The organism is Variovorax sp. Root411 (genome assembly GCF_001425205.1).
In the GTDB taxonomy this organism is placed as follows: Bacteria; Pseudomonadota; Gammaproteobacteria; order Burkholderiales; family Burkholderiaceae_C; genus Variovorax.
Window position 1 is genome coordinate 1 of record NZ_LMDW01000016.1, and the last position, 23,639, is coordinate 23,639.

24 protein-coding genes and 2 pseudogenes are annotated in these 23,639 nt (G+C 64.5%); 12 read left to right on the forward strand and 14 right to left on the reverse strand.

Annotated elements, in window-relative coordinates:
- The first annotated feature begins 277 nt into the window (after positions 1 to 277).
- The 3 genes from istA to ASC92_RS16660 all read left to right on the forward strand — a co-directional run bounded on the left by istA (position 278) and on the right by ASC92_RS16660 (position 3,168).
- Positions 278 to 1,546 (forward strand): IS21 family transposase, encoded by a 1,269-nt coding sequence (gene istA / locus ASC92_RS16650; RefSeq protein ID WP_056519078.1) that lies wholly within the window; start codon positions 278 to 280, stop codon positions 1,544 to 1,546.
- On the forward strand, positions 1,543 to 2,463 hold the full coding sequence (istB, locus tag ASC92_RS16655; protein ID WP_321164588.1) for an IS21-like element helper ATPase IstB: 921 nt from the start codon (positions 1,543 to 1,545) through the stop codon (positions 2,461 to 2,463). Before istA ends, istB begins: the two co-directional genes overlap by 4 nt.
- Positions 2,464 to 2,817: 354 nt before the next feature.
- A complete protein-coding gene (locus tag ASC92_RS16660; protein ID WP_056517900.1) occupies positions 2,818 to 3,168 on the forward strand; it encodes an RNA recognition motif domain-containing protein in 351 nt (116 codons plus the stop codon).
- 203 nt (positions 3,169 to 3,371) lie between these two features.
- On the opposite strand, the gene ASC92_RS16665 is transcribed toward ASC92_RS16660, so the two are convergent.
- The gene (locus ASC92_RS16665) at positions 3,372 to 3,644 is read right to left on the reverse strand and encodes a hypothetical protein (RefSeq protein ID WP_157609070.1); all 273 of its coding nucleotides are present in this window, start codon (positions 3,642 to 3,644) and stop codon (positions 3,372 to 3,374) included.
- Between the two features lie 323 nt (positions 3,645 to 3,967).
- Between ASC92_RS16665 and ASC92_RS28640 the strand changes: the two genes are divergently transcribed.
- From ASC92_RS28640 to ASC92_RS16685, 4 genes are all read left to right on the forward strand, one after another.
- Complete coding sequence (locus ASC92_RS28640; RefSeq protein WP_056517905.1) at positions 3,968 to 4,330, forward strand: hypothetical protein; 363 nt, start codon at positions 3,968 to 3,970, stop codon at positions 4,328 to 4,330.
- Positions 4,331 to 4,680: 350 nt separating this feature from the next.
- Positions 4,681 to 5,262: a hypothetical protein gene (locus tag ASC92_RS29335; protein ID WP_235505855.1), complete on the forward strand. Its 582-nt coding sequence runs from the start codon at positions 4,681 to 4,683 to the stop codon at positions 5,260 to 5,262.
- Positions 5,255 to 6,361 (forward strand): relaxase/mobilization nuclease domain-containing protein, encoded by a 1,107-nt coding sequence (locus ASC92_RS16680; protein WP_200935997.1) that lies wholly within the window; start codon positions 5,255 to 5,257, stop codon positions 6,359 to 6,361. Before ASC92_RS29335 ends, ASC92_RS16680 begins: the two co-directional genes overlap by 8 nt.
- Positions 6,362 to 6,467: 106 nt before the next feature.
- Positions 6,468 to 6,899 (forward strand): transposase, encoded by a 432-nt coding sequence (locus ASC92_RS16685; protein WP_082519614.1) that lies wholly within the window; start codon positions 6,468 to 6,470, stop codon positions 6,897 to 6,899.
- Between the two features lie 9 nt (positions 6,900 to 6,908).
- Here ASC92_RS16685 and ASC92_RS16690 read toward each other — a convergent pair whose 3' ends face one another.
- On the reverse strand, positions 6,909 to 7,493 hold the full coding sequence (locus tag ASC92_RS16690) for a TetR/AcrR family transcriptional regulator (protein ID WP_321164589.1): 585 nt from the start codon (positions 7,491 to 7,493) through the stop codon (positions 6,909 to 6,911).
- Positions 7,494 to 7,606: 113 nt separating this feature from the next.
- Here ASC92_RS16690 and ASC92_RS16695 point away from each other — a divergent pair, with 113 nt between their 5' ends.
- On the forward strand, positions 7,607 to 8,365 hold the full coding sequence (locus ASC92_RS16695; protein ID WP_056517911.1) for an SDR family oxidoreductase: 759 nt from the start codon (positions 7,607 to 7,609) through the stop codon (positions 8,363 to 8,365).
- A 49-nt stretch (positions 8,366 to 8,414) separates the two neighbouring features.
- Here ASC92_RS16695 and ASC92_RS16700 read toward each other — a convergent pair.
- The 3 genes and pseudogenes from ASC92_RS16700 to ASC92_RS16710 form a co-directional block, all read right to left on the reverse strand.
- Positions 8,415 to 9,173 (reverse strand): annotated as a pseudogene (locus ASC92_RS16700) (NADPH-dependent F420 reductase); the annotation flags it as partial.
- 19 nt (positions 9,174 to 9,192) lie between these two features.
- Positions 9,193 to 10,170 carry a tripartite tricarboxylate transporter substrate-binding protein gene (locus tag ASC92_RS16705; protein WP_056517914.1) on the reverse strand — a complete coding sequence of 326 codons (978 nt, stop codon included), beginning with the start codon at positions 10,168 to 10,170 and terminating at the stop codon, positions 9,193 to 9,195.
- 28 nt (positions 10,171 to 10,198) lie between these two features.
- Positions 10,199 to 11,365, reverse strand: coding sequence for a mandelate racemase/muconate lactonizing enzyme family protein (locus tag ASC92_RS16710; protein WP_056517916.1), 1,167 nt, complete (start codon positions 11,363 to 11,365; stop codon positions 10,199 to 10,201).
- Positions 11,366 to 11,467: 102 nt separating this feature from the next.
- Between ASC92_RS16710 and ASC92_RS16715 the strand changes: the two genes are divergently transcribed.
- Entirely contained in the window at positions 11,468 to 12,367 is a 900-nt protein-coding gene (locus ASC92_RS16715; RefSeq protein ID WP_056519085.1) for a LysR substrate-binding domain-containing protein, read from the forward strand.
- Between the two features lie 135 nt (positions 12,368 to 12,502).
- Here ASC92_RS16715 and ASC92_RS16720 read toward each other — a convergent pair.
- Positions 12,503 to 12,730, reverse strand: a pseudogene (locus ASC92_RS16720) (tyrosine-type recombinase/integrase); the annotation flags it as partial.
- 436 nt (positions 12,731 to 13,166) lie between these two features.
- Here ASC92_RS16720 and ASC92_RS16725 point away from each other — a divergent pair.
- From ASC92_RS16725 to ASC92_RS16735, 3 genes are all read left to right on the forward strand, one after another.
- On the forward strand, positions 13,167 to 13,466 hold the full coding sequence (locus tag ASC92_RS16725) for a helix-turn-helix domain-containing protein (protein WP_082519615.1): 300 nt from the start codon (positions 13,167 to 13,169) through the stop codon (positions 13,464 to 13,466).
- The gene (locus ASC92_RS16730; RefSeq protein WP_056517921.1) at positions 13,466 to 14,797 is read left to right on the forward strand and encodes a HipA domain-containing protein; all 1,332 of its coding nucleotides are present in this window, start codon (positions 13,466 to 13,468) and stop codon (positions 14,795 to 14,797) included. Before ASC92_RS16725 ends, ASC92_RS16730 begins: the two co-directional genes overlap by 1 nt.
- Positions 14,798 to 14,908: 111 nt before the next feature.
- Complete coding sequence (locus ASC92_RS16735) at positions 14,909 to 15,322, forward strand: PaaI family thioesterase (protein ID WP_082519616.1); 414 nt, start codon at positions 14,909 to 14,911, stop codon at positions 15,320 to 15,322.
- A gap of 176 nt (positions 15,323 to 15,498) precedes the next feature.
- On the opposite strand, the gene ASC92_RS16740 is transcribed toward ASC92_RS16735, so the two are convergent.
- The 8 genes from ASC92_RS16740 to ASC92_RS28905 form a co-directional block, all read right to left on the reverse strand.
- On the reverse strand, positions 15,499 to 16,245 hold the full coding sequence (locus ASC92_RS16740; RefSeq protein WP_235505856.1) for a TraX family protein: 747 nt from the start codon (positions 16,243 to 16,245) through the stop codon (positions 15,499 to 15,501).
- Between the two features lie 37 nt (positions 16,246 to 16,282).
- Positions 16,283 to 17,497, reverse strand: a complete 1,215-nt coding sequence (locus ASC92_RS16745; protein ID WP_056517925.1) for an LPD7 domain-containing protein — start codon at positions 17,495 to 17,497, stop codon at positions 16,283 to 16,285.
- Positions 17,498 to 17,559: 62 nt separating this feature from the next.
- Positions 17,560 to 19,515, reverse strand: a complete 1,956-nt coding sequence (locus tag ASC92_RS16750) for a type IV secretory system conjugative DNA transfer family protein (RefSeq protein ID WP_056517928.1) — start codon at positions 19,513 to 19,515, stop codon at positions 17,560 to 17,562.
- Positions 19,481 to 20,629, reverse strand: coding sequence for a P-type DNA transfer ATPase VirB11 (virB11, locus tag ASC92_RS16755; protein WP_056517930.1), 1,149 nt, complete (start codon positions 20,627 to 20,629; stop codon positions 19,481 to 19,483). The genes ASC92_RS16750 and virB11 overlap by 35 nt, the downstream gene beginning before the upstream one ends.
- Positions 20,598 to 21,929 (reverse strand): type IV secretion system protein VirB10, encoded by a 1,332-nt coding sequence (virB10, locus tag ASC92_RS16760; protein ID WP_056517932.1) that lies wholly within the window; start codon positions 21,927 to 21,929, stop codon positions 20,598 to 20,600. The genes virB11 and virB10 overlap by 32 nt, the downstream gene beginning before the upstream one ends.
- On the reverse strand, positions 21,926 to 22,768 hold the full coding sequence (locus ASC92_RS16765; protein WP_056517939.1) for a TrbG/VirB9 family P-type conjugative transfer protein: 843 nt from the start codon (positions 22,766 to 22,768) through the stop codon (positions 21,926 to 21,928). The genes virB10 and ASC92_RS16765 overlap by 4 nt, the downstream gene beginning before the upstream one ends.
- Positions 22,765 to 23,487, reverse strand: coding sequence for a virB8 family protein (locus ASC92_RS16770; RefSeq protein ID WP_056517941.1), 723 nt, complete (start codon positions 23,485 to 23,487; stop codon positions 22,765 to 22,767). Before ASC92_RS16770 ends, ASC92_RS16765 begins: the two co-directional genes overlap by 4 nt.
- Positions 23,465 to 23,626: a hypothetical protein gene (locus tag ASC92_RS28905; RefSeq protein ID WP_162245726.1), complete on the reverse strand. Its 162-nt coding sequence runs from the start codon at positions 23,624 to 23,626 to the stop codon at positions 23,465 to 23,467. Before ASC92_RS28905 ends, ASC92_RS16770 begins: the two co-directional genes overlap by 23 nt.
- Between the last annotated feature and the right edge of the window lie 13 nt (positions 23,627 to 23,639).

A 23,639-nucleotide genomic window follows, 5' to 3' on the forward strand; every position in this document is an offset into this window, starting at 1 on the left:
TGTCAGGCGACACGACAAACTGCCCCCCTGACGACATGAGGAATTGACCCCCCTCATGGCAGGAGGCCAAGATGGAAGGCAACGTGTTCGAGCAAGCTCCACGATCCGAACGGATCTATTGGAGGCAGGCGATGCAGGCACCGGAGTGTCAGGCGACACGACAAACTGCCCCCCTGACGACATGAGGAATTGACCCCCCTCATGGCAGGAGGCCAAGATGGAAGGCAACGTGTTCGAGCAAGCTCCACGATCCGAACGGATCTATTGGAGGCAGGCGATGCAGGCACCGGAGGACGTGGAGGCGATGCTCAAGCTGGCGTCGCTCGGCTGGGGCGCCAAGCGCATCGCCAACGAGTTGGGTTGCAGTCGCAACACCGTGCGGCGATACCTGCGCCAGGGTGGCTGGCAGCCCTATGAGTCGCCACCGCGGACCGGCCGCTTGACCGAGCATGCCCAGTGGCTTGCCGGGCAATTCCGCCAGCACCGAGGCAACTGCGATGTCGTGCGCCAGGAGCTATTGCGAGTGCACGGCGTCGCAGTCAGCCTGCGCACGGTCGAGCGTGCGGTGGCGCATCTGCGCCGAGAGGTCTTGGCGCAGAGCGTGGCGACGGTGCGCTACGAGACGCCGCCCGGGCGGCAGTTGCAGATCGACTTCGGCACCGTGCGCGTGCCGGTGGCCGACGAACCGCTGAAGGTGCATCTGTTCGTCGCGACGCTGGGCTACTCCCGACGCACCTTCGTCGCCATGTTCCTGCACGAGCGCCAGTCGGCGTGGCTGCAGGGCCTGGAAGGCGCGTTCCGGCACTTCGGCGGCACTACACAGGAGGTGCTTGTGGACAACGCGCGGGCCCTCGTCAGCGAGCACGACTTGCAGACCCGCGAGGTCCGCTTCAACGACCGTTTCCACGCCTTCTGCCGGTACTGGAAGGTGACCCCGCGGGCTTGTGCACCGTACCGCGCCCAGACCAAGGGGAAGGACGAACGCGGCGTCGGCTACGTCAAGCGCAACGCCATCGCCGGGCATCGCTTCGCTTCGACAGAACACCTGCAGGCCCATCTCGCGCGCTGGATGCGGGAGGTCGCCGACCTGCGCGTGCATGGCACGACTGCGGAGCCGCCGGCGCAACGCTTCGAGCGTGACGAGCGCCAGGCGCTTGCGCCGCTTGCCTCCCGGGCTCCATTCCTGCAGGTGCGTGAGCTCACTCGCCGCGTGCACAGCGACGCTTGCATTGAACTGGATACCAACCGCTACAGCGTGCCGTGGAAGCTCATCGCAGAGAGCGTGACCGTCGTCGTCGCCGAACGGCAGGTTCGGGTGCTCTATGCCGGCCAGGAGGTCGCCTGCCACGCACAGAACCCCGGCCGGCGCATCACCGTGATCGAGCGCACACATCTGGCTGGCATCGTCGGCGCGAACCTCGTAGGTGTGAGCTGGATGACCAGGCCACCGGCCGACGGCTCGCCCGCGACCTTGCCGCCGGCAATGCCCGCCGAACTGCTGCGTCCGCTGGCCGAGTACGAGAGCGCGCTCGGAGGCCGCTGGTGACGGCCGCCGGCAAGAGGGCCAAGGCCCCGGCGCTGGAAGTATCGGGCGACCTGGAACCGATGCTGACGCGGTTAAAGCTGACCGCCATCCGCGACCAGCTCGATACGCTGCTCGACCAAGCCGGTCGTGCCGAACTGAACTTGCGCGAGGCGCTGTCGATGCTGTGCGCTGCCGAGGTCGCGCGCAAGGATGAACGACGCATCCAGATGGGCATGTCGATCGCCAAGTTCCCGTGCGTGCGCACCCTGGAGGGCTTCGAGTACGAAGCGCAGCCCTCGGTGGACCCCAAGCAGATCCGCGAACTCGCCACCTCGCGCTGGATCGGCAACGGCGACAGCGTGTTGCTCCTCGGGCCGCCGGGCGTGGGCAAGACCCATCTGGCTGTGGCGCTCGGTCGTGAAGCCATCGTACGCGGCTACTCCACGTTGTTCGTGCCGGCCACCGGACTGGTGACGCAACTGGCCCGTGCGCATGCTGAAGGCAGGCTCGAGGAGAAGCTCGTGCACTTCACCAAGCCCAAGCTGCTGGTCGTCGACGAGTTGGGTTACCTGCCGTTCGAGGCTAACGCCGCGCATCTGTTCTTCCAATTGGTGAGCAGGCGCTATGAACGCGGCTCGATGCTGGTCACCAGCAACCGCTCGGTTGCCGAGTGGGGAGCCGTGTTCGGCGACGCCGTGGTGGCCACCGCGATCCTGCGGCGCTATGAACGCGGCTCGATGCTGGTCACCAGCAACCGCTCGGTTGCCGAGTGGGGAGCCGTGTTCGGCGACGCCGTGGTGGCCACCGCGATCCTGGACCGGCTGCTGCACCACAGTCACGTCATCACGATACGTGGCGACAGCTACCGGCTCAGATCGAAGCGCCGCGCTGGCCTGGTTAACCAGGCCAGCGCGAAAGACGCAGTCACGACAGATTGATCAACAACCCGGGGGTCAGTTCTTCATGTCGCCAGGGGGACCAGGCCAGCGCGAAAGACGCAGTCACGACAGATTGATCAACAACCCGGGGGTCAGTTCTTCATGTCGCCAGGGGGGCAGCTCCTGATGTCGCTTGACAAGCTCGATAAACCCTTTGTTTCACGCGAAGCCGCCCGGATTCTCGCAGTCACGCAGGCCTGGCTGCAAACGTGCATGCCGCACCCGCTGAGTGCCGGCTATCAGCCGGCATAAATCTCACTCACTTGTGCCATTTGCTGCGGACTTCCGATCCGAAGATCCGAGTTTCATCGTTGCGGCAATCGCCGCGCACCTTCATTCAGAAAGGCTCTTTCCATGAGCGTCAAAATTTACGTGGGCAACCTTCCCTTTTCCGTGACCGATTCCATCCTCGAAAGCAACTTTGCCGAGTTCGGCCGAGTTTCTACGGCGAAGGTCATGATGGACCGCGAAAGCGGCCGCTCGAAGGGCTTCGCATTTGTAGAAATGGCCTCTGCCGAGGTTGCTCAAGCCGCCATCACCGCTCTGAACGGGATGTCCGTCGATGGACGCTCGATTGTGGTGAACCTGGCCCGTCCCCGCGAAGAGGGTGGCGGCTCTGGTGGCTATAGCGCAGCTGGTTACGCCACAGCAAAACGTTCGGACGTTGGCTACGGCAATGGCGGCTTCGGTGGTGGTCGTTACTGACCTGGGTCACGTCTTCTGAAAGACCGGCTCCCATGAGCCGGTTTTTTTTCGTCCGCTCGCCAAGCGCTGACTCCATACTTTCCCGGCTCATCATGCCGTTTCGCCATGGGTGCCGTGGAAGCGCGCGTTGGGCTTTTACGCGCGGCAGAGCAGGGATTGAAGGCGCGCAGGCCTGGCAAGAGCAGTGCGCGTCTGCGTCGTATTTACAGCGTTGGCACAAGCCGCACCTCTTGTGCGGGATCCTGATGAAGGATCAGCGCCCAAGTCAGCTCGAAACTCGTCAACGCTTTGTCTGGGAGTGGGCTCGCTTCCAGATGCGCCTGAGAAAACTGCCGCTGCTGCGCCAATTCCTGTGCCAGCAGGGTGGGTTCGGGGTGCGCCTTGATGAGTGCTCTTAACGCTGCGGTCAGCGCCATTTCTGTTCCAAGAAAGTTTGCAGCCGAAGCCATTGTCGTTGCCTCTTCCGGTGTGATCATTTCGTCTTCCCTTTCGGGCTCCGTGTTGAGGACATAGCACTTTACTGTACGAGCGGACGGACACGGTGGAGGCAAGGCTGGTCGCAGGGCACACAGCGCTGCAGCGTGCTGCATGCGGTTGTCTTGCCAGTTGAGGCGCATCGTGAGAGCGCATCCCCGTCGCCTCCTGCGCCGCGGGGCCGCCGGAGATCATCACAAACAGGACTTCCGCGTCGGCCAGCGAGTGAGCTTCTCCGACCCAAGCCTCAGGCGGCCCGGCGGCCCGTCGGAGAAATCGTTCGGCTCAACCAGCGCACGGCAACGGGTCACTGCGACGACCGTGCATGGCGCAGCCGCGCGACGTGCTGCTCGACTTGCTGGCGTATTGCACCGCGCGCAGCATCGATGCGGTCGTTGCGGGCGAACGCACGGCCGACCAGAGCGACGCCATCGCTGAGGCGCTGGGCCTAGACATGGCGGACTGGTGGGCGCCGACCGCCGCGAACTACTTCGGACATGTCAGCAAGGCGAAGGCGCTCGAAGCAGTGCAGGAGGCGACTGGGGAGCACGCCACGCCGGCCTTGGCGACGATGAAGAAGCCCGAGGCCGCAGCGCATTGCGCCCGGAGGCTGGAGGGTACGCGTTGGCTCCCCTCTCCGCTGCGCCCGCTCGCGGCGGCACCACGCCATGGAGAGGGCGAGGCGTAGCCGGCAGGTAGGCGTCTCGATCTCGTCTCTGGTGCCCCTCGGTGCTGGTTTGTCTGTTTTCTTGTTCGGCATGCCGAACATCGAGGGGTTGCCGCGGGGCCCGCCATCGACGATGGCGGGTCTTTTTGTTCCTGTCCGCAGGTTCCCGGTTTTTCTTCGATGCGACGGAGTGACCGGAGGGTTGCGCCGGACCGGCCCGGCAGGGGATCGGATGCGCACGCGGTAAGGGAGGAGGCGGTGAGAGGGCGAACTTGGGATGTCGAAATTGGGACGCAGAACGCAAAGTCCTTGTGCGGCTATGAGGGCAGGATAGACTGCCGTCGGACATTGTTTACTGCAACAGCATTGCGATGACCAGCACTACTCGATCAAGCGTGGTTGGGACCCGGGTGTCGTTCGATACAAGGGCGCGATTTGCCGCGTTGGCTGCGCGTCATCAACTCAGCGAGTCGAGCCTTCTCGCCAAAATGATCGAAGAAGTGCTCAAGGCGAACGGGCCGGTCACACGCGGACCGAGCCTACAACGGGTCTTACCTTCTTCATTTGCCTGCGCTGCAACAGACGATCGCATCACACTGAGACTTCGTCCCGGCGACCGAACATTGGCGGCGGAGCGAGCCAGTGCCCGAGGAATGAAGCCTGGCGGCTACCTGGCCATGTTGGTCCACAACCATGTGCGTTCGGCAGCGGTGCTGCCACCGGGCGAACTGTCTCAGATCAAGGCGGTGGGTGCCCAATTGGCGGCGCTCGGTCGCCAGCTTCGTGTGTTCGGCATGCCGAACAGTCCAACAGGGGGCGCCGCATCCGACGAGTTGGTAAAGGTGATCATGTCGGTTCGTCGCGAGGTCGAGTCGGCACGTGAAGCCACGGCTGTCCTCGTACGCCACAACATCCTCAGCTGGGAGACCAGCGGCGAGCGCGGTCATGGCTAAGCAGATGGTGCGCTTGAGCCGAAGTGGCCGTAGTCCGGCAGGCGCTTCGCGCGATCTGGCGCTGGACATCGTGAGCTATGGCCGACGAGGCCCCGGCGGCAGGCTGCAACTTGGAGCCGATCAGATTGCTCAGATCCAGCGCACTGTGAGCCGTACACCCGAAGTGATGGTGAAAGTATCCGGCGGAGGGCGAGACGTCGGTGGTGTCGAGGCCCATCTACGCTACATCGGCCGGCACGGCAAGCTGCCGCTCGAGACCGACGAGGGGCTGGTACAACAGGGCCGAGGGGCGGCAAGGGAAACCGTGACCGACTGGCAGCTCGAGCTCTGCAGAAGCCAGTACAAGCCGAAACCCGCTCAGGGGGAGAAAGACACACGCGCGAAGCTGGTCCACAACATCGTCCTGTCCATGCCCGCCGGCACGCCGCCGGAAAAGGTGCTGGCTGCGGCGCGCGTGTTCGCACGCGAGAACTTCGCGCTGCAGTATCGCTATGCCATGGTGCTGCACACGGACCAGCCGCATCCGCATGTGCATCTGGTGGTCAAGTGCGAGCACGAGTTCGAGCCCGGCAAGCGCCTCTACATCCGCAAGGAAACGCTGCGGCAGTGGCGCGAACAGTTCGCCGCGCTGATGCGAGAGCAGGGCGTCGCCGCCAATGCGACCCCGCGCCAGCTGCGAGGGCAGGTGCGCAAGCCCTACCGGGACCCGATCCATCATCGGATGCGTGCACTCCGAGCTTTTGCGCAGTTGCCGATCGCCGAGCGCCATGGCCGTCGGGCGCCCAAGCCTTCCACGGTGATGCGCAAGAAGTTGGCAGGCGTGCTTCGGCAACTCAAAGGTGAACGAGATGCTTCCGATGCGGGCGAGGTAAAGATGCGCAGCACCCGGCAAAAGGTGCTGGCGGCCTGGGACGCCACGGCGGAGATGCTGAGGAGACAGGGCGAAGCGGGGTTGGCCGCGCGGGTGGATCGCTTCACTGCGCGCATGCCGGAGGTGCAGACCGATGCACAGCGAATAGCCGGCCGCTGGAGAGAGCAGGCGAGACACCAACCGCTAGGACGCAGCGATATCAAGCGATCGGCGCCAAAGTCCCGTTGAGGTACCGCAAGGCTGCGACTGTGATACTCGCGGCCCTATGTCTGCTTCAGACTGATTGTGTTGAAAAACCCTTCTCGGATCCCGCTCGCGCCATCGATCACAGAGAATTTTTAGCCGCGTTGGCGAAGCGAGAAGACGCGGCGAGCCTTGCGATTCACTTCACGCACTCTTCATTGCCGCAACCGCCAACCCGACGGGCTTTCACCGCACGCCTGGGCAGGCGCATGACTTGGAAGGCGCCGATGTGCTGCTGCGCAACACGCCCGGCGAGGCGGTCATCGCCGACAAGGCCTACGACGCCCAGGCCCGGGTGATCCAGCCTCTGAGCGATGCTGGCAAGACGGTGGTGATTCCGCCCACGCGCTCGCGCAAGGAGCAGCGCGGCTACGACAGGCACCTCTACAAGACGCGCCATCTGATCGAGAACTTCCTCGCACGCCTGAAGCAGTACCGCGTCATCGCCACGCGATACGACAAGACTGCCATCAGCTTCCTGGGCGCCGTTCATCTCGCTGCTGCCGTCGTTTGGCTCAATTGATGACGGGCCCTAGGAAGCGCGCGCGGGCGCACCCGCGCGCAGTCCATCCATGACGAGATCCATAAGTCGCTTCAGGCGTGGTTGCCAGTCGCCTTTGCAGTCGATTTGCCAAATGCCTGCAATCGCCAGAAAAAAGTCATCCGTGGTTACGCCTGAGCGGATGGTTCCGGCTTCCTCGTTGGCCCGAAGAAGGCGTTGAGCAGCGGCAATCACCGGCGCATATCTGGATTCCTCCGAGCACTCTGGCGTCGTGGAAGCCTGGCGCAAGGCATCGGCCAGGCCAGCCTTGGTCATGGCGTACTGGGCAAGACGGTCCATCCACTCCCGCAGCGCCTGTTGCGGCGGGCTGGTCTGGAGCAGTTGGTCGGCGAGATCCGTGACCTGCGTCATCTCGTAGCGATAAACCTCCCAAACCAGTGCGTCTCGACTGGGGAAGTTTCGATAGAAGGTCGCTTGCCCAACGCCGGCTTTCTTCGCGATTGCGCTCAGCGGAACGTCCACTGATCGGGTCAATTCGGCAATCGCCACTTGCAGGATCCGTTCGCGGTTCTGCAGTGCGTCCGAACGCAATTGCGGGTCCATCTTCTGCGGCACTCGTGCTCCCTCTCAAGACTCACTTGCAAAACGGACAGTTGTCCGGTATGGTTCGGTAAGTGGACATGTGTCCGCTTAAGCTCATTTTATCTATTTATCCACATAGGAAATCCATGAAGTTCACAGGCAACACTATCTTGATCACCGGGGGCACCTCGGGAATCGGACTTGGCTTGGCGCTGCGCTTTCATCAGGCGGGCAACAAGGTGATTGTCGCGGGTCGACGCAAAGACCTGCTCGACCAGATCACCACTGAACACCCGGGCATTGAAGCGCTCGAGCTCGACGTCGCAGACGCCGTATCCATCACCCGCGCAAGCAAAACGGTGGCGAGCAAGTACCCCGAACTGAACGTGTTGGTCAACAACGCTGGCATCATGAAGTGGGAAAACCTCATGGAACCGACCTCGCTCCAGATCGCCGAAGACACCGTCACGGTTAACCTCCTTGGCACGATTCGGATGGTCTACGCTTTCTTGCCGCAACTGGTGGGCAAAGACGATGCGGTGATCATGAACGTAACCTCTTCGTTGGCATTCGTCCCGCTACCGGCCACGCCCACCTACAACGCAACCAAAGCCGCCCTTCACTCCTTCACCGAGAGCCTGCGCATCCAGGGAGCCGACGCCTCTCTCCAAGTGATCGAAATAGCGCCACCGGGCGTGCGAACAACATTGCTGGGCCAGCAAAACGACGAGCAGTCCATGCCGCTGGAAGATTTCCTTTCAGAAACCATGACGCTCCTGCGCAACGATCCGGAGGCGCAGGAAATTGTCGTGGAACGCGCCAAGTTCATCCGGTTCGCAGAAGCCAATGGCACGTACGGCAGTGTCCTGGGAATGCTCTCTGCTGTGAGCGCTTCACGCAGCTGAACCACCGGAATCGCGCCGACTCTGGCGACTGCTCGGAGAACGAAAGCACCTATGCCGTAACACTGCGGTTTCGGGCGACGATTTGTTCGTGCGTCAGGGCGGTGCCTGCTGATGCAAACTCCTTCATCAGGGCGTCCCGGTTGCGAGCCGCGCGGTCCCTTTTCGCTGCTTCGACCGCCAGTTCCAAGTCACCAATCGTCAACTCAGTGCAGTACGCAGGCGTCCCTGGCTGTTGGCGCCAGGAGTCCTCGATGCTTCCGGTGTCCAGCGCGTCAAACCCTGTTTGATCGACCAGCTGCCGGGCTGTCTGCGTTGCCTTCGCACCGTCCCCAGCCACGGGGATCGCGAGGCGACCGGGCGCACCTGCTGGCTTCCCTCCCGCTTCAAGGGTCTCGGCCAGAACGGCGTTCCAAGCTTTCACCACGGGACGTCCGATCTGTTCCTGGCTCCATACGCTTTCGGGCTTTCCGCCGTCCACCTCGGCCATCGCGCCATCGCGAAATGGGTAGTAGTTGGACGTATCGATGACCACGACCTCGGGCGCTACGTGCTCGAACAAGTTCGCGAGGCCCCGGTAACTCGCAAAAGGAATCGCAAGGATGATGACCTCGGCGTCGGCGACCGCGTCTTCCTTTGTCACTGGTGTGGCACCGACTTCGTCGGCGAGGTGCCGGATGGTTTGCGGCCCCTTCGAGTTGGCAAGCTTGACCTGATGGCCGCCGGCTGCGAGTTTGCGCGCGAGACGCGCGCCGATATTGCCGGCGCCGATGATTCCGATCTTCATGTGTATTTCCTGTTGCGTGGTTGCGTGGTTGCGTGCCTCGCGCTCAGTCGGCGTATTCGCCGGCGTCCTTGATGACCTTCGACCAGCGGACCTTCTCCGATTCCACGAACTTCCTGTGGCCGGCCGCGGTCAAGCGGTCGTCGTTCACCACGGTGAGGCCCAGCGCCTCTTGACGCCTGATGAGTTCAGGATCCTTCAGGGCGGTGCGAAGCGCCGCGTTCAGCTTTTCCAGCACCGCAGGCGGCGTCCCCTTGGGCGCATACAAGCCGTGCCAGACCTGCACGTCGAAGCCATTGAGCCCGGACTCCGACAGCGTGGGGGTGTCCTTGAGCGACGGCAGCGGCAGCCGCTTCAGACTCGTGATGCCGTAGACCTTGACCTTCTTGCCCTCGATCTGCGGAACGGCGTTGGTGGCCTGCTCGCACATGAGATCGACCTGCCCGCCGATGAGGTCCATCATGGCTGGCGCGGTTCCCTTGTATGGCACCGGGGTCATGGTGGTCTTCAACGCGCTCTGGAACATCAAGCCGCACAGGTGCGACGCGGAGCCCAGTCCTGCATGGGCCAGGTTGACCTTTCCGCCATTCGCGGCGATCCACTTGCGCAAGTCCGCGAAGTTGTTGGCCTCCAGGCTCGGCTTGCCGATCACCACCGATGGGGCTTCATTAATCACGCCCAGCATTTCGAAGTCATCGGGCACCTTGTAAGGGAGCTTGCGATACAACGCGGGCGCGGTCGCCATGCCGATGTGATGCACCAGCAGCGTGTAACCGTCCGGCGCGGCGCGCGCCACCTTGGCCGAGCCGATCGTGCCGCCCGCGCCGGCCGCGTTGTCGACGATCACGGTCTGGCCGAGTGGCTTGCGCAGTGCCTCGGCCAGGTCGCGGGCGATCTTGTCGCTCGGGCCGCCGGTCGCGAATGGGACCACCAGCGTGATGGGCTTGTCAGGAAAGGCTGCGCAGGCCACCGTGGCCGAAGCGAACAGGCCGATGCCAGCGGCGTAGCGCCAGATGTTCTTCATGGTGTTGTCTCCTTGGGCGCCATCTGCTTCAGGCCGAAAGCGCCTGCATCTCGCGGTACAGATCGCCCTTGCCCTCGAAGCCGATCCCGGGCAGGTCGGGCAGGGTCACGAAGCTGTTCTCGACCTTCACGCCATCCGGGAACCCGCCGAATGGCTGAAACAGGTCGGGGTACGACTCGTTGCCGCCGAGGCCAAGGCCGGCCGCGATGTTCAGCGACATCTGGTGCCCGCCGTGCGGGATGCAGCGGCTGGCCGACCAGCCATGTTCCTTTAACATCTCCAGCGTACGCAGGTACTCGACCAGGCCGTAGCTGAGTGCGCAGTCGAACTGCAGCCAGTCGCGGTCCGGGCGCATGCCGCCGTAGCGGATCAGGTTGCGCGCATCCTGCATCGAGAAAAGGTCCTCGCCCGTGGCCATCGGGTTCTTGTAGAAATTGCGCAGGGCCGCTTGCAATTCGAAGTCCAACGGATCGCCCGGCTCCTCATACCAGAAGAGGTCGTACTGCGACAGGGCCTTGGCATAGGCAATCGCGGTTTCCAGATCGAAGCGGCCGTTGGCGTCGACGCAGAGCTTCTGGCCGTCCTGCAGCACTTCCATGATCGAGTCGATGCGGCGCAGGTCCTCGTCGAGCGAGGCGCCGCCGATCTTCTTCTTGACCACCGTGTAGCCGCGATCGATGTAGCTGCGCATCTCGTCCTTCAGCTTCCCATGGTCCTGCCCCGGGTAGTAGTAGCCGCCCGCCGCGTAGACGAAGATCCTGCGGTTGGGCTTGCCGTCGCCATAGCGGTCGGCCAGCAATTGAAACAGCGGCTTGCCTTCGATCTTGGCCACCGCGTCCCACACCGCCATGTCGATGGTGCCGATGGCCACCGAGCGCTCGCCATGTCCACCCGGCTTCTCATTGGTGAACATCGTGTTCCAGATCTTGTGCGGATCGAGGTTCTCGCCGCTGTCGTCGACCAGGGACGACGGGTTCGCCTCCATGATGCGCGGGATGAAGCGCTCGCGCATCAGCTTGCCCTGGCCGTAGCGGCCGTTCGAGTTGAAGCCATAGCCAACGACCGGCTTGCCGTTGCGGATCACGTCGGTGATCACTGCGACGAGGCTCAGCGTCATCTTGCTAAAGTCGATGTAGGCGTTGCGAATGGGCGAGCTGATGGGGATGGTCTTCTCGCGAATTTCGACGATCTTCACGGTTGTCTCCAGATGGGTAAGTGGGAGACCGAATGGTCGGCCGTGCCGTCCTTTTGGGCCAATGTTCAATTTCTCAACTTCTATGCGCTGGACGAACCGGACATGAACCTGATCTGGCTTGACGACTTCCTTGCGTTGGCAGCAACGGGGAACTTCTCGCGCGCGGCGGATGAGCGCCATAGCTCCCAACCCGCATTCAGCCGCCGGATTCGCGCGCTGGAGGAGTGGATCGGCGCCGACTTGTTCGACCGCAGCACGCAGCCCGCCACACTCACCGAAGTCGGCGAATGGTTTGCCGGCGTGGCGCAGGAATTGATCGCAAGGGTGGCACGCGTGCCGGGTGACGCCAGGAAAGTCGCGGAGGCCAGTTCGGTCACCCTGCGCATCGCGTGCACGCATGCGCTTTCCATGACTTTCCTGCCGCGATGGATTCGCAGCCTCGAGTCGAGCATCACGCTGGGGCCGGTGCAGCTCATGTCCGACGTCCTTCAGCGTTGCGAATCGCTGATGCTGCAAAGCAAGGTTCAGTTCGTTCTGAGCCACGCACATCCTGACGCGCATGGTGCGCTCGATGCAGACACGTACGAATCGGCCCGGATCGGCGGAGACATGCTGATCGCGGTGTGCGCACCCAATGACGCCGGCAGGCCGCGGCATCAGCTCTCGCGCAAGGGCGCATCCGCCGTGCCGGTTCTCCTGTACAGCGAGGAATCGGGGCTGGGACGCATCATGCGGGCCCTGGTCAGCCGACGGCTGGAGTCGCTCGATGTCCAAGTCGTCTTCACGGCCCATCTCGCCTCGGTCCTCAGGACGATGGCGCTGGACGGCAGAGGCATTGCATGGCTGCCGCAGACCCTCGTGGAAGAAGACATCAGCCAAGGGCGCCTTGTTGCCGCAGCGAGCAGCGAGTGGGCGGTTCCGCTGGAAATCAGGCTCTATCGGGACAGCGCGCTCTTGGGGAAGGCGGCGAATGAATTCTGGAGTGCTGCGATCAGGGCGTGAGCGGCCTCGTTCTTGTTCCTGATTCGTCGCGACGGAGATAACCGAGCCAGCGGCGATGGCTCGCTCTGCCCCACATTGCGGTCACTCAGCGTCCAGATGCAGAGGACTGAAGAGCCATCGCCGCGGGCGCGCGGATCACGGCGTGCGCCAGCCAACCCGATGCCCGGACGCCGTCGCATCGTGACGCGCATCGTCTTCGGTGTGCAAATAGATGCTGGTCGTGCTGATGTTGGCGTGCCCCAAGTTGTCGCGAACCACTTTCAGGTCGACTTTTTCGCTCAGATGGCTTCCGGCGGTGTGGCGGATCCAGTGCGTCGACGCCTGCTCGAGATGGGCTGCCGCAGCTTCGAAGTCGGAGCCGCGCTGCATCACCCCCTTGACGAGTTCGTTAGATGGGGAACTTTGAGAACCGGCCCACAACGTACCTCGCGAAGGACTTCGAGCCCTTCACGTCGTTCACGAGCCAGCAACCTTTGTACTTCTGCCATTCGGATGGCAATACTTGCGGCGCTCGGCGAGGATGGCTAGAGCGTCTTGGCCGGCGGCGAGAACACAAGTCGGATAACGGACGGGACAACGCGTGCAATGCCTGAATCGGGCCGTTTTGCGCCAGATGTCGGCGCTGGGGCTAGGGAGGCAGGGGGTCTGTGGGCTGCGCGGCCTTGCATTCAATCATTGGTTGTTTCGGTATTCCGGAACAAACGTCTTTAGGCAGTGCGAAAGCGGCATTGTTTCGTGATGCCGAAATTAATTGCGGATTCTCAACCCTTGTCTTATAGTTTCGGAAATACGAAACTATATGGCCCGCACGCTTCCTGAATTCCAGCACAACCTGAGTCCAGCCGTGGCGTCCCTCGAGCAACTCGGCAAGCTCGTGCGAAATCGACGCGCCCAGTCGCGCATGCGCATCGATGACGCGGCGTCCCTCAGCGGAGTCTCCAGCGACTTGCTTTCGCGTTTGGAGAACGGCAAGTCCGTGACCTCGGACAAGCTCATGCTGGTGCTGGAGAGCCTGGGCCTTCGCATGCTCGTCGTGCCCAAGAGTGCCATTCCTGCCGTCGATGCAACGCTTGACCCGTCTGGGGGCGAGGGGCGGTGATGGAAGGGTACATCCTGGACGTCTACGCGGGAGCCGTGCGGGTAGGCACGCTGCGCTATGAGCAGGCCCAGGATGCCTTCCACTTTGACTACGACGCTGCCTGGCGGGCGTTGCCAGGCCGGTACCCGCTCTCGCCCCATCTGCCGTTGCAGGGTGTCGCGGCGCCGCAGGCCATCCGCCGTTTCCTGGAGAACCTGCTCCCTGAAGGCGAGGCGCTTGCTGTGGCGGCCTCCGATGCGCGCGTGGCGCGCAACAACGTCTTCGGGCTGCTTCGCCACCTCGGACATGAGACTGCTGGCGCGCTGAGCTTTGTCGCTGCCGGTCAATTGCCGGCCGAGCAAGAGCCACTGCGCCGGCACCTGCCGCTCGAAGAGCTGCAGGCACGGATCGAGAACCGCGCGAACGAGCCGTTCAACCGGTGGGACGGCAAAGTGCGCATGTCCATCGCAGGGCATCAGGACAAGCTTCTGGTGGCTATCGAAGAAGACCAACTACTCCTGGTCGACGGCGCGTTGTCGTCCACGCACATCCTCAAACCAGAGCCTGTGCGCGAGGGCGCAAGGTGCATGGTGGCCAACGAGCATTTCTGCATGCAGTTGACCAACCGCATCAGCATGCGGCGCTGGAAGGCGCCTGGTGCCGCGCACGTGAGCATCCTGCGGGTGCCGTCGCCGGTCTTGAGCATCCAGCGATTCGACCGCCGCAGGACGCCGGACGGTGTCGAGCGGTTGCACATCATTGATGGGTGCCAGGCGCTGGATCTGTCGGTGAGTGCAAAGTACGAGCGCAACGTGGGGGATCGAGCGGAGGTGCGGCACATTCGCGACGGCGCCAGTTTCGAAAAGCTCGGCACGCTCAGGTCCGGGTTCGTCGAACCCGCGCTGGGCATGCAGCGCCTGGTCCTTTGGGCGGTCACGACGCTGCTTTTCGGCAACAGCGATTCGCACGGCAAGAACATCTCGTTCTTCGTCGACCGCACAGGGCTCACACCGACGCCGCTGTATGACCTGGTGAGCGTCGTGCAGTACGCGGCGTTTCATCACGACCTGGCGATGGCATTCGGGGATGAGTTCGAGCTGGAAGCAGTGCGCTCGTTCGCGCTTGCAGACTTCTGCATGCGCATCGGCATTGATCGCAGGTACTTCGCACGTGAACTGACGCGACTATGTGAGCTCGCACTTCAAGAGGCGCCCGCGCAGGCGGTGGACACTGCGTACACGGGAGAGGAGGTCACCTTCGTGCGAGTCCTTGCTCAGTTCGTGGCCGCCCGAGCGCAGGCTCTGTTGGCCGTGGCGCGCGATATCCCGAAATTCACTGCGGACAATTTCTAGTTGTCGACGTCGCAAGACCAGAGCCGTCGCTCTTTAAGGCACTGCCATGGGGCAGGGGCAGACCCCGGCTTCGGATGAGAATGACCGCTGATTCATCAGCGCACTATTTCAATGAACGACGATTTAGAAGCACGAATTCGCTCCGGCCAGGCGTTGTCCGAATCGATGGGCAACTTCCACGTGACGGGCTGGTCACCCGAGCGCAAGACGGTCCAGGCCGCCTTCACGGTAAGGCGTGAGTATTGCCATACCAACGGCACCATCGCCCAGGGCGGATTCATCACCGCCTGGCTCGATGCCGCCATGGCCCATGCCGTGATGCATGATTCGGAGCACCTGCAGACTGTCTTCAGCCTCGAAATCAAGGTGAGCTTTTATGAAAAGGTCGGCCCGGGTGAGGGGCGGGTCGAAGGACGGGTGATCAAGCGTGGCAAGCGCATTGCGTTCCTGGAAGCTGCGCTCTACAACCCGGAAGGCAAGCTGGCGGCCGAGGCATCCTCGACCGGCATACTGGCAAGCCTCTAGTGCATTGACGCCGATCGCAAGTTGCGTGGGACGGATGGGCCTGCATGGGCGTCGCTCGCTCAGTTGCAAGGTTCGATCACGGCGGCGGAAGCGCGCCTGACCTGCCGCGCCGACATGCAACATTGCTCGAAAGTTCAGCAGTCGCTTGCGAACGGTTGCCGCCAGATTCTTCTCGGTCATGCGGGTCTCAGCACCACAGCAATCAGTGACAGATGCGCAGGGTAGTAGGCGTAGAACACCCATCGACAGCGGCGCAACGGAATATCGACATGCCGCGCGCCCAGGATCAAGGGCAGGACGGCCAGCGCGGAAAAATTGCCGTTGACGACTGAGAGCGAGGCTGCCGCCAGCGCCCACAAGAGCATCCTGACCGCATCGGGACGGCGCGCGAACCCCCAGGCGCCGAGGCAGCAGAGCAGTGCGGGCCACCAGAACTCCACCAGCGCACCTCCTATGAGGAAGGCGATCAATGCCGCGACGCGCGCCACCGCGCCACCGCATTCGAGGAGCCACACGATCAAGGTCGCCAGCCCGAGGGTCACGAGTATGTTCAACGGCCACCAGCCGACAAGGCGAACGAAGGCGGGCGTCGCCAGCAGCGCGAAGACCGCCAGCCGCCTCATGACGCGCAGATGTATGCCGGCTTCAAACGCGCCGGGCCGCGCCAGGTTGGCCATGAGGGCGAAGCCAAAGAGCGGCATCACCATGCGGCCCAGTGCGTAGAGCGTGGGGCTCGCGTCCTGCAGCAGGTACTTGTTGACGTGATCGCCGGTCATGAGCACCAGACCGACCCATTTGAGCGCCTCGAGGGAGCCGCCCGAGATTGACCAGGCCGTCGCGGGCGCCGTGGGGTTCGCCAGGCAGGGCATCGGCACGTCCTCGCACACCAGGGCGGTTCTTTCCGAACTTCTTCGTGCCTTCACTTGTCGGCCGTCGTTCGATGGTGTGGTCCCGCGCCGCCTAGACGCGCTCATGGTTGGGCGCTCCTCGGTCTCTGGCCGAGCGCTTGCGCACAGGCCCCGGTGCGGGATGCGGGCGGCGATCCGGGAGATGGATCGAATGGCCTTGCGCCAGCGCGTCGGCGATGCGTTCGCGGAACAGTTGCACCAGGCGCTGCTGGGAGTCCTGGTCGCTGGTCACACGTGTCGCGTACTGCTCGGCCAACGCCAGGCCGGCAGCCGCGGCGGCCAGTTGTGGATGCTGACGACGGATCTCGGGGGACACCGTTTCGCCGCTTCGTATGCGCATCGCGCGCTCCTCCATGGCGCGAAGGTAGTCCGGTGTCTCGATGCGCCAGACGGCACGTTGCGCGACGATTCTTTTCTCTCCAGTCAGCTCGCCCTGCGCATTGCGCTGCGCCACCAGGACTTTCATCGGACGCGCGCCGTGCCTTGTGAGGACCACCTGTTCTCCGAGGCGAGGTTGCGAAGCGGATTCCGCGAGCGCGCGTTCGAGGTCCGAACCCCAAACCGTGCGATTGCCAGTCTCGGTGCGGACCCTCACGTAGAAGGACATGCGCTGCGCCGGATCGAACTGGTAGGGTGCGGCGGCCGCTGCAACCAGCATCCCTTGAACGGTCGACCTAGGGGCCGTGCGCGGCGATCGATGGTCTTGCGGCATCTCCGCCGGATCATGCGCGGCATCGTGAGCCGCGCCGGGCCCGCGCGCATCATCGCGCGTCATCGCCGCCCTGCGTTCCTCCGTTGCTGTCCGGGTTGCCGGCGACTGGGCGGCGCCCTTTTCACGCGATGGTGGAGACGGCTTCGAGGCGCGCTGCATCTGAAGGATTTCCACCTCCGTAGGTTCGTAGCCTTGGACCTCGATGCCGCGCAACGCGGCTTCGCGCCACACACCCTGCCGGAAGCTCTGGGTGCCCTTGACGGTGAGGGCCCGCCAGCCGCGCGCCTCGGCAATCGCCACCACGCCGTGCAGCACCTCGCGGTTCTCGGTCTGCACGCGGATGCGGGCGCCGTCGTCGATGAAGGCGAGGATGCGGTCCGGAAAGAAGTACCGGTTGTCGACGCGCAGGTAACGGCGTTCGATGGCATCCGGCACGCGGAAATGGCCGCGTCCCGCCCGAGGCGATTCGCCCTGGACGGAGCCGGACTCGTCCTGCGAGGCGGCGCTCGCGATGCCGGACAGCGGCGGGCTTTCGGACGGTTGGTCTGTGGACATCGCGGCTCCTTTCGCATGCGTGCTGTTCGGGGCGAGCTGATTTCAGCCTGGAGCTGAGGGAATCAGTCCAGGATGTGCGCCATGAACTCGTCGGCATGGCGCTTGAGGTCCTCCTCACTGAGCTTCTCGGTGGGAATCTCCACGTCATCGAAGTCGAACGAGAAATCGTCCAGCTTCAGCTCATCGTCGATTGCGCCGCCCGCCACGGTCGCGGCCGTGGGGTTCGCCGGTGACGGCCCACCGTCTTTCGGCGCGGCACCGGTGATGAATCCGGAGCTCATGCCAGCGATGTCTTGCTCGTCATCGGACACGGCGGGCCGAATGGGCGCGGGGATGTCACCGCGCCTGGCCACGTCGAGCTTGGGCACCGGCGGCGGCGGCCGCTCGCGCGGAGCGAAGAACCGGTCGCGAAAGTAGAGGACGCGATGCGCTAGCACGGGCCGCAGCCCTTCGTAGAACAGGAGCATCCGGTCGGAACCGAGCTCCTTGACCTCCTGGGGCAGCAGCAGGCGGCGCGGTTGCTCGCTGATGCTCACCGTCGGTGCCTTGCCCGCCCCGCCCCACATCGGGCGGCTGACGTTCTTCTGCCGGACGGTGTAGGTCCCGAGCTCGCGGGAGATAGCCTCGGCGTCCTCGTACTCCTTGGGCGGGAACACGATGCGTGCGGCCAGCATCTTGCGGATCGACTTGGCGCCCTCAATGCCGTACTTCTCGATCAACTGCGAGTGGGATTGCACGATGACGACGGTGCGCACGTTGTAGCCCGGCAGGAAGGCCGTGGAGTCGGCGATGACCGGGATGCGTCCGAGCGCCGCGAACTCGTCAAGCATCAGGAGCAGCTGGTGGTGAAGCTGCGGGTCGCTTTCGGGGAGCACGCGCGTCTGAAGCCCGATCGCCTGCTGGAAGAACAGGTTCAGCAGCGGCTGCAGCCGGGCGATGTTGTCGGGGTTGATCTGCACGTAGATCGAGATCGGACGCTTGCGCAGATCCCGCAGGTCGAAATCGTTGGCCGAGGTGGCCGCATCGATCATCGGGTTGAGCCACAGGTCCAGGCGGCTGGTGAAGGTCTTGCGGATGCTCGAGGCGGTGGTCGGCGCCAGGTCGATCACGTCGTAGAGACTCTGTACCGCTTCCTGCGACAGCGGATAGCCGGCGCGCTCGCAGGCGTCGATCACGCGCTTCCAGTGCTTCTGGAAGCCCTCCGCATCGCTGGCCATGCCCTGGCGCAGCACCTCGCCCAGCGTGCGCGTGGCGCCCGGGGTCTCGAAGAGGTAGAGGGCGATGCCGAGGAACAGCGACCGGGCCGACGAGCTCCAGAAGGGGTCGCCCGCCTGCGGATCGGGAAAAAGCATCGTGCCGATGCGCTGCAGGTCGTCGATGCAGCGGTAGGGCTGCTCGGACACGTAACCCAGCGGATTCCAGCGTGCCGAGCACTCGCGCTCGGACAACGGATCGAACAGGCGCACCTCCTGTCCATGGGCCGCACGAAAGCCCGCCGTGCGTGTGAAGTTCTCGCCCTTGATGTCGCTGACGATGGCCGAGCCGGGCCAGTTCAGCAGATTGGGGATGACCACGCCGACGCCCTTGCCGCTGCGCGGCGGCGCCTCGAGCTCCACACCCTGCTGGCCGGGCAGCACCAGATAGCGGTTGCCCAAGCGCCCGAGGATGATGCCGTGCTCCTGCAGAAGCCCGGCCCGCGCGATCTCGCGCCGACTCGCGAACCGGGCCTCGCCGTGCAGTGGCCGGCGACGCGGCAGCATGGCGACGCCCACCAGGCCCAGCACCAGGCCTTGGGAGCCCGCCAGCGATGCCACGAGGACGCGGCGCACCTCCGGCCGATCGCCGTAGGCCTGCCAGTAGTCGCGGAGCGTGAGCAGCGTGACTTGCTGCGGTGGCAGTTTCATCGCCATCCGGAACGCGTGGCCTGCGACGTAGACGCCGACGATCACGGCCATCAGCAATGCGACCGCAATCCTGAAGGGACTAGGCGAGCCGTCGGTTCTTGGTGCCAGGGTCATACCAGATCTCCCGCACGATGCGCCGCGGCCGGCCGTCCCGGCGTTCGCGCGCGCACTGCACGACGATGTCCACGCTCATTTGCGCCAATTCCACGCCGTCGCGCGTGCTCATGCCCTGGCCCGCCTGGCTGCGCTTCATCAACTGCGCCAGCGCCACGAAGGCCATCGCCGCGCTGTCCGCATGCACGCTGGTGATCGAGCCGGGGTGGCCGGTGTTCACAGACACCAGGTAGTCGTAGACCTCTTCGCCGGTCCGCAACTCGGACACGAAAACGCGGTCGGGGCGCTGCCGCTTGGCACCGGCGAGCAGTTGGCCGGGCGTGACGTCGGCTCGCCCCTGGGCGCCTTGCGAGTAGAAAAGCCGCACGTGGTTGGGCTGATTGCGCAGCGACAGTTCCTTCACGTCCTCGATCGTGATCAGACGGTCCTCAGGTGGCACCTCGAGGATCAACGCCTTGCCGACCGTGGTCTTGCCCGAGCCAGTGGCACCGGACAACAGGATGTTCTTGCGCCACTGCACCGCACGGCGCAGGAATGGCACGAACTCGCGACATGCGAGAAGCCCCGCCAGTTCCCGGTCCTCCGGTGCCAGGGTGTCCAGATCGGTTGGCCGCAGCTGGCAGGCGGGGACGCTGCATGTCGGCTCGAAGACGTCCAGACCCGCCAGCTCTTCGAGGCTCCAGAGCGTGTCGGACGGACGCCGGATCGTGATCGAGACGTTCCGCTCCAGCGTCGCCGGCGGCAGCACGATCTGGATTCTTTCGCCGCCCGGGAGGGTGGCGGACAGGAGCGGCTCGTTGGCCGAGATGCGCTGGTGCGTGAAGTTGGCCACGAGCTTGGCGATGGCCATGCACCAGTCGAAGCTCGCGAACGGCAACTCCTCGCGCAGCCAGCCCGACTGCCGTTCCACGAAAGCCACGCCGGGCTCGTTGATGCAGATCTCGGTGACCTCGGGATCGTCCAAGAGACGGCCGAGCGGACCGAGGAAAAGAACAAGGGACGAGGGCGGCTCCGCGGGTGCCGCGGCGGTGACGGAGCTGGTCGCCAATGGCAGGTCGCCGGTGGCGGCGCAGCGCTCGCGTTCAGGGATCGGTTGGGTCGTTTCGAAGCGCATAGACGCTCCTGAAATCCACATCGCGTGCGACCAGGATCTGGATTCGCTCGCCCTGGTTCTTGATGACGGTCGGCGGAATCGACACGGTGCTGCGCAGCACCTCCGTCATGACGTCGCGGCTGCCCTGCGGACCGAGCACCAGGCCGCCGCCGCTGCCGACCCTGGTGCCGCTTTGCTGTTGGGCGGCGATCGCCTGCGTCGTGCCGTCGATCATCGAGATCAGGACCGCGGCACCGAAGCGATCCCAGAAGTGCGTGTCGACGAAACCGGGCAACCCGCTGCGTCCCAGTTCGTCGGTTCCGGGGGAGGCAAGCTGGACCACGACGCCCGTCGGGGTGCGCGCTTCGTTCCACACGATGAAGACGCGGCCCTGTCCCTGCCGCGGCGTTCCGCGCTGCTCGCCCACGTACTTGGTGCCACGCTCCAGCAGCACGACCTTGCCGTCAGCCCCGTAGATGTCGCTGGCGCCGATGCAGGTGGTCATGCCCTCGTAGGTGGAGTCGATGGCGGTCTCCAGCGTGCAGTCGATGAATGCACCCTTGGGCAGAAGCATGCGCCGTGTGGGCAGGGTCTGGGCAAGGACCGCCGGGGTCGGCGTCGGCCGTAGGCTCGCGGCAAGTTGACCGCTGCCGGATGCGGCCGAGCCGGCGCCAGGCGGCTGCAGCGCGCCGAACAGCTGGGACATGCCTGGCACGCCGCCGGCGGGCAGCACTGCTGGATTTGCGAACGCGTGCGGTGTCGAAATGCCCGAGGGCTGGGCGGACTGCGCGCGCCGAAGCACCGGGGTGCCCAACTGCCGTTCCAGCGCGATCTGCTCGGGCGTCTTGTGCGGGGTGCCCGCGTTGACGGCCGCGGTCGACGGGGCGGGGGGCGTGCCGGCGATGGGCGGCGCCTCCGGCGGTGTTTTCGGCGGATCGATGCGGCCGAGCGGTGGCACCTTCATCTCGCCGCCGGCGCGCGCCGAGGCCGCCTTTCTCGCGGCCTCTTCGGCCTCGCGGGTCTTGGCGTACTGCGTGTTGTAGTACCAGAACAGGAAGCCGCCGCCGAGGAGAATGATCACAGCCAGCGCCAGGAACCCGCTGATGCGCGACTGGACAGAGCGCTCGCGATTGACTGACGGCATGGCGCGTTCGCCTCGGACCGTGGCGCGCTCGTCGGCGATGCGGGATGCGGCGCTTCCGGTGGCCGCCTCGGTTTGTCCAGACAGGATCTCCCCGGTGCCGGGGTCGATCTCGGATGCCTCGGAATGCGTCGGCGGATCCATTCGGGCGCCGCGGCGAGGCTGGTCGATCCAGGTCACGGCCGCTCTCCCGTCGTGGTGCGCCGCACATCTTCTGCGCTCGTGTGGGTCAGGGTGCGCGCGCCGCCGCCGACGAACGACCGGTTGACCACGCATCCGACCAATCCACCGCGCCGCAGCACGAAGCGACGCGCCACGCGGTGGATCACGACCTCATCCGCGTCGACGTTGAAGTTCAGCAGCGATTCGGAACCATCGTCGTTTTGCACGAACATGGCGGGAAAGTCTGATTGCGCCTGGAAGCGTAGTCGCGTTTGCACGCCGTCGTCGTGGGCGCTTTCGGGCCTGAGCGATTCGCTGCCGCAGAACCAGTAGTCGGCATTGCGCGGGCGCTTAAAGGCCTCTTCGTTCATGCGCGCTTCGGTCCGGCGTCTTTCCTGATCCGCTGCCGCGGCGCGGGCATCGTCCTCCGGGTAGGTGAAACGAATCGAGTACACCATGCGCTTGGTCGCTGCGCCCGCGGGCGCGACGGAAGACACGATGAAGTCGAAGTGGTAGGCCCGCCGGTTCGTGAGGAGGGTGAAGTTGGTCGAAGCGCGCGCTTCCTTAGGCTTGATAAAGAAGTGGTTGCGTTCGGCGCCGACATCGAAGGCACCGTTGTCGCCAGCGCCGAGGTTCACGAACTCCTCGCCTTCGGCAAACTGCAGATGGATCTGGTAGCCCACATAGCCTTGCAGCGTGACGACGTCCTCGGGATCGTAGGCAACCACACGCACTCGGGCATCGACTTTGCCGATGGGCGGCAAGGTCGCAGTTCGGCCGTGCGGCGCGGCAAACGCAAGGCTAGCCGCCAATCCGATCGCGAAGGCGAACCTGCGGTGCGTGCGCCAGGGCGTCATCGCGCCTCCTTCGTACTCGGTGCAGCGCTGGCCGGAGCGACCTCGGGCTCGCGGCGATATTCGACGACGCGAAAGCCCAGTGGATTGAGCGATCGCATCTTGTTGTCCGTCGACGGCGCGACATAGGCGAACTCGATCGTGGCGACCCAGTGGCTGGTCTGCTCCTCGCCGGTGCCGCCTGCGCGCGTCGAGCGGGCGAAGCGGACCTGTGCCAGCTTGTCCTTCCCGCTCTCCAGCTTGAGGAAGGTGACCGATCGCACCTGCGCGCGGATGGACGTGCCATCCTTGTAGGCGTTCAGAGGTGAGGCCGGGTTGTCGGCGGCCCACGAAACGGCCCACTCCTGGTTCAACCGAGGCGAGTTCTGCGAGGCGACCAGTTCGTAGTCCGCCTCCGCGGTGCCATAGAAGTAACGCTCGCGCGCGATTACGTAGTTTTGCAGCAGGTTGCGAGTCACCACCTGCTCGATGTCGGTCGTGCCCTCGTAAGTGGGAACGATGTCAACGATCCCGCTGCTGTTGTCGACACGGATGAGAACGGGAACGGGCTGCTTCAGCGGCGTGAGCCCGCTGACGGCCGCGACCGAGAGCACCGCGACCAGTGTTGCCGCTGCGGCCACGGTCCAGGCGATCTTGTTTGATCGCTCCGCGCGGCGCGCGCGGTCGAGTTCCCAGCTCTGGGCCTCGCTCAGGTAGTTTTCAAGGGCGGCGGTCCGGCGCATGGATCGCTCCTGATTCGGAAACACCATTCGGGATGTTGATCGGTGTGAGCGGCCCTTCGCAATCCGGCGGCGTCGGCGGGCGAGTGCCACATCCCGCAAGAAGAAGGGCAAGCAGAGAAAGGATGATCGAAGGCTTCATCTGCACGCTCCTC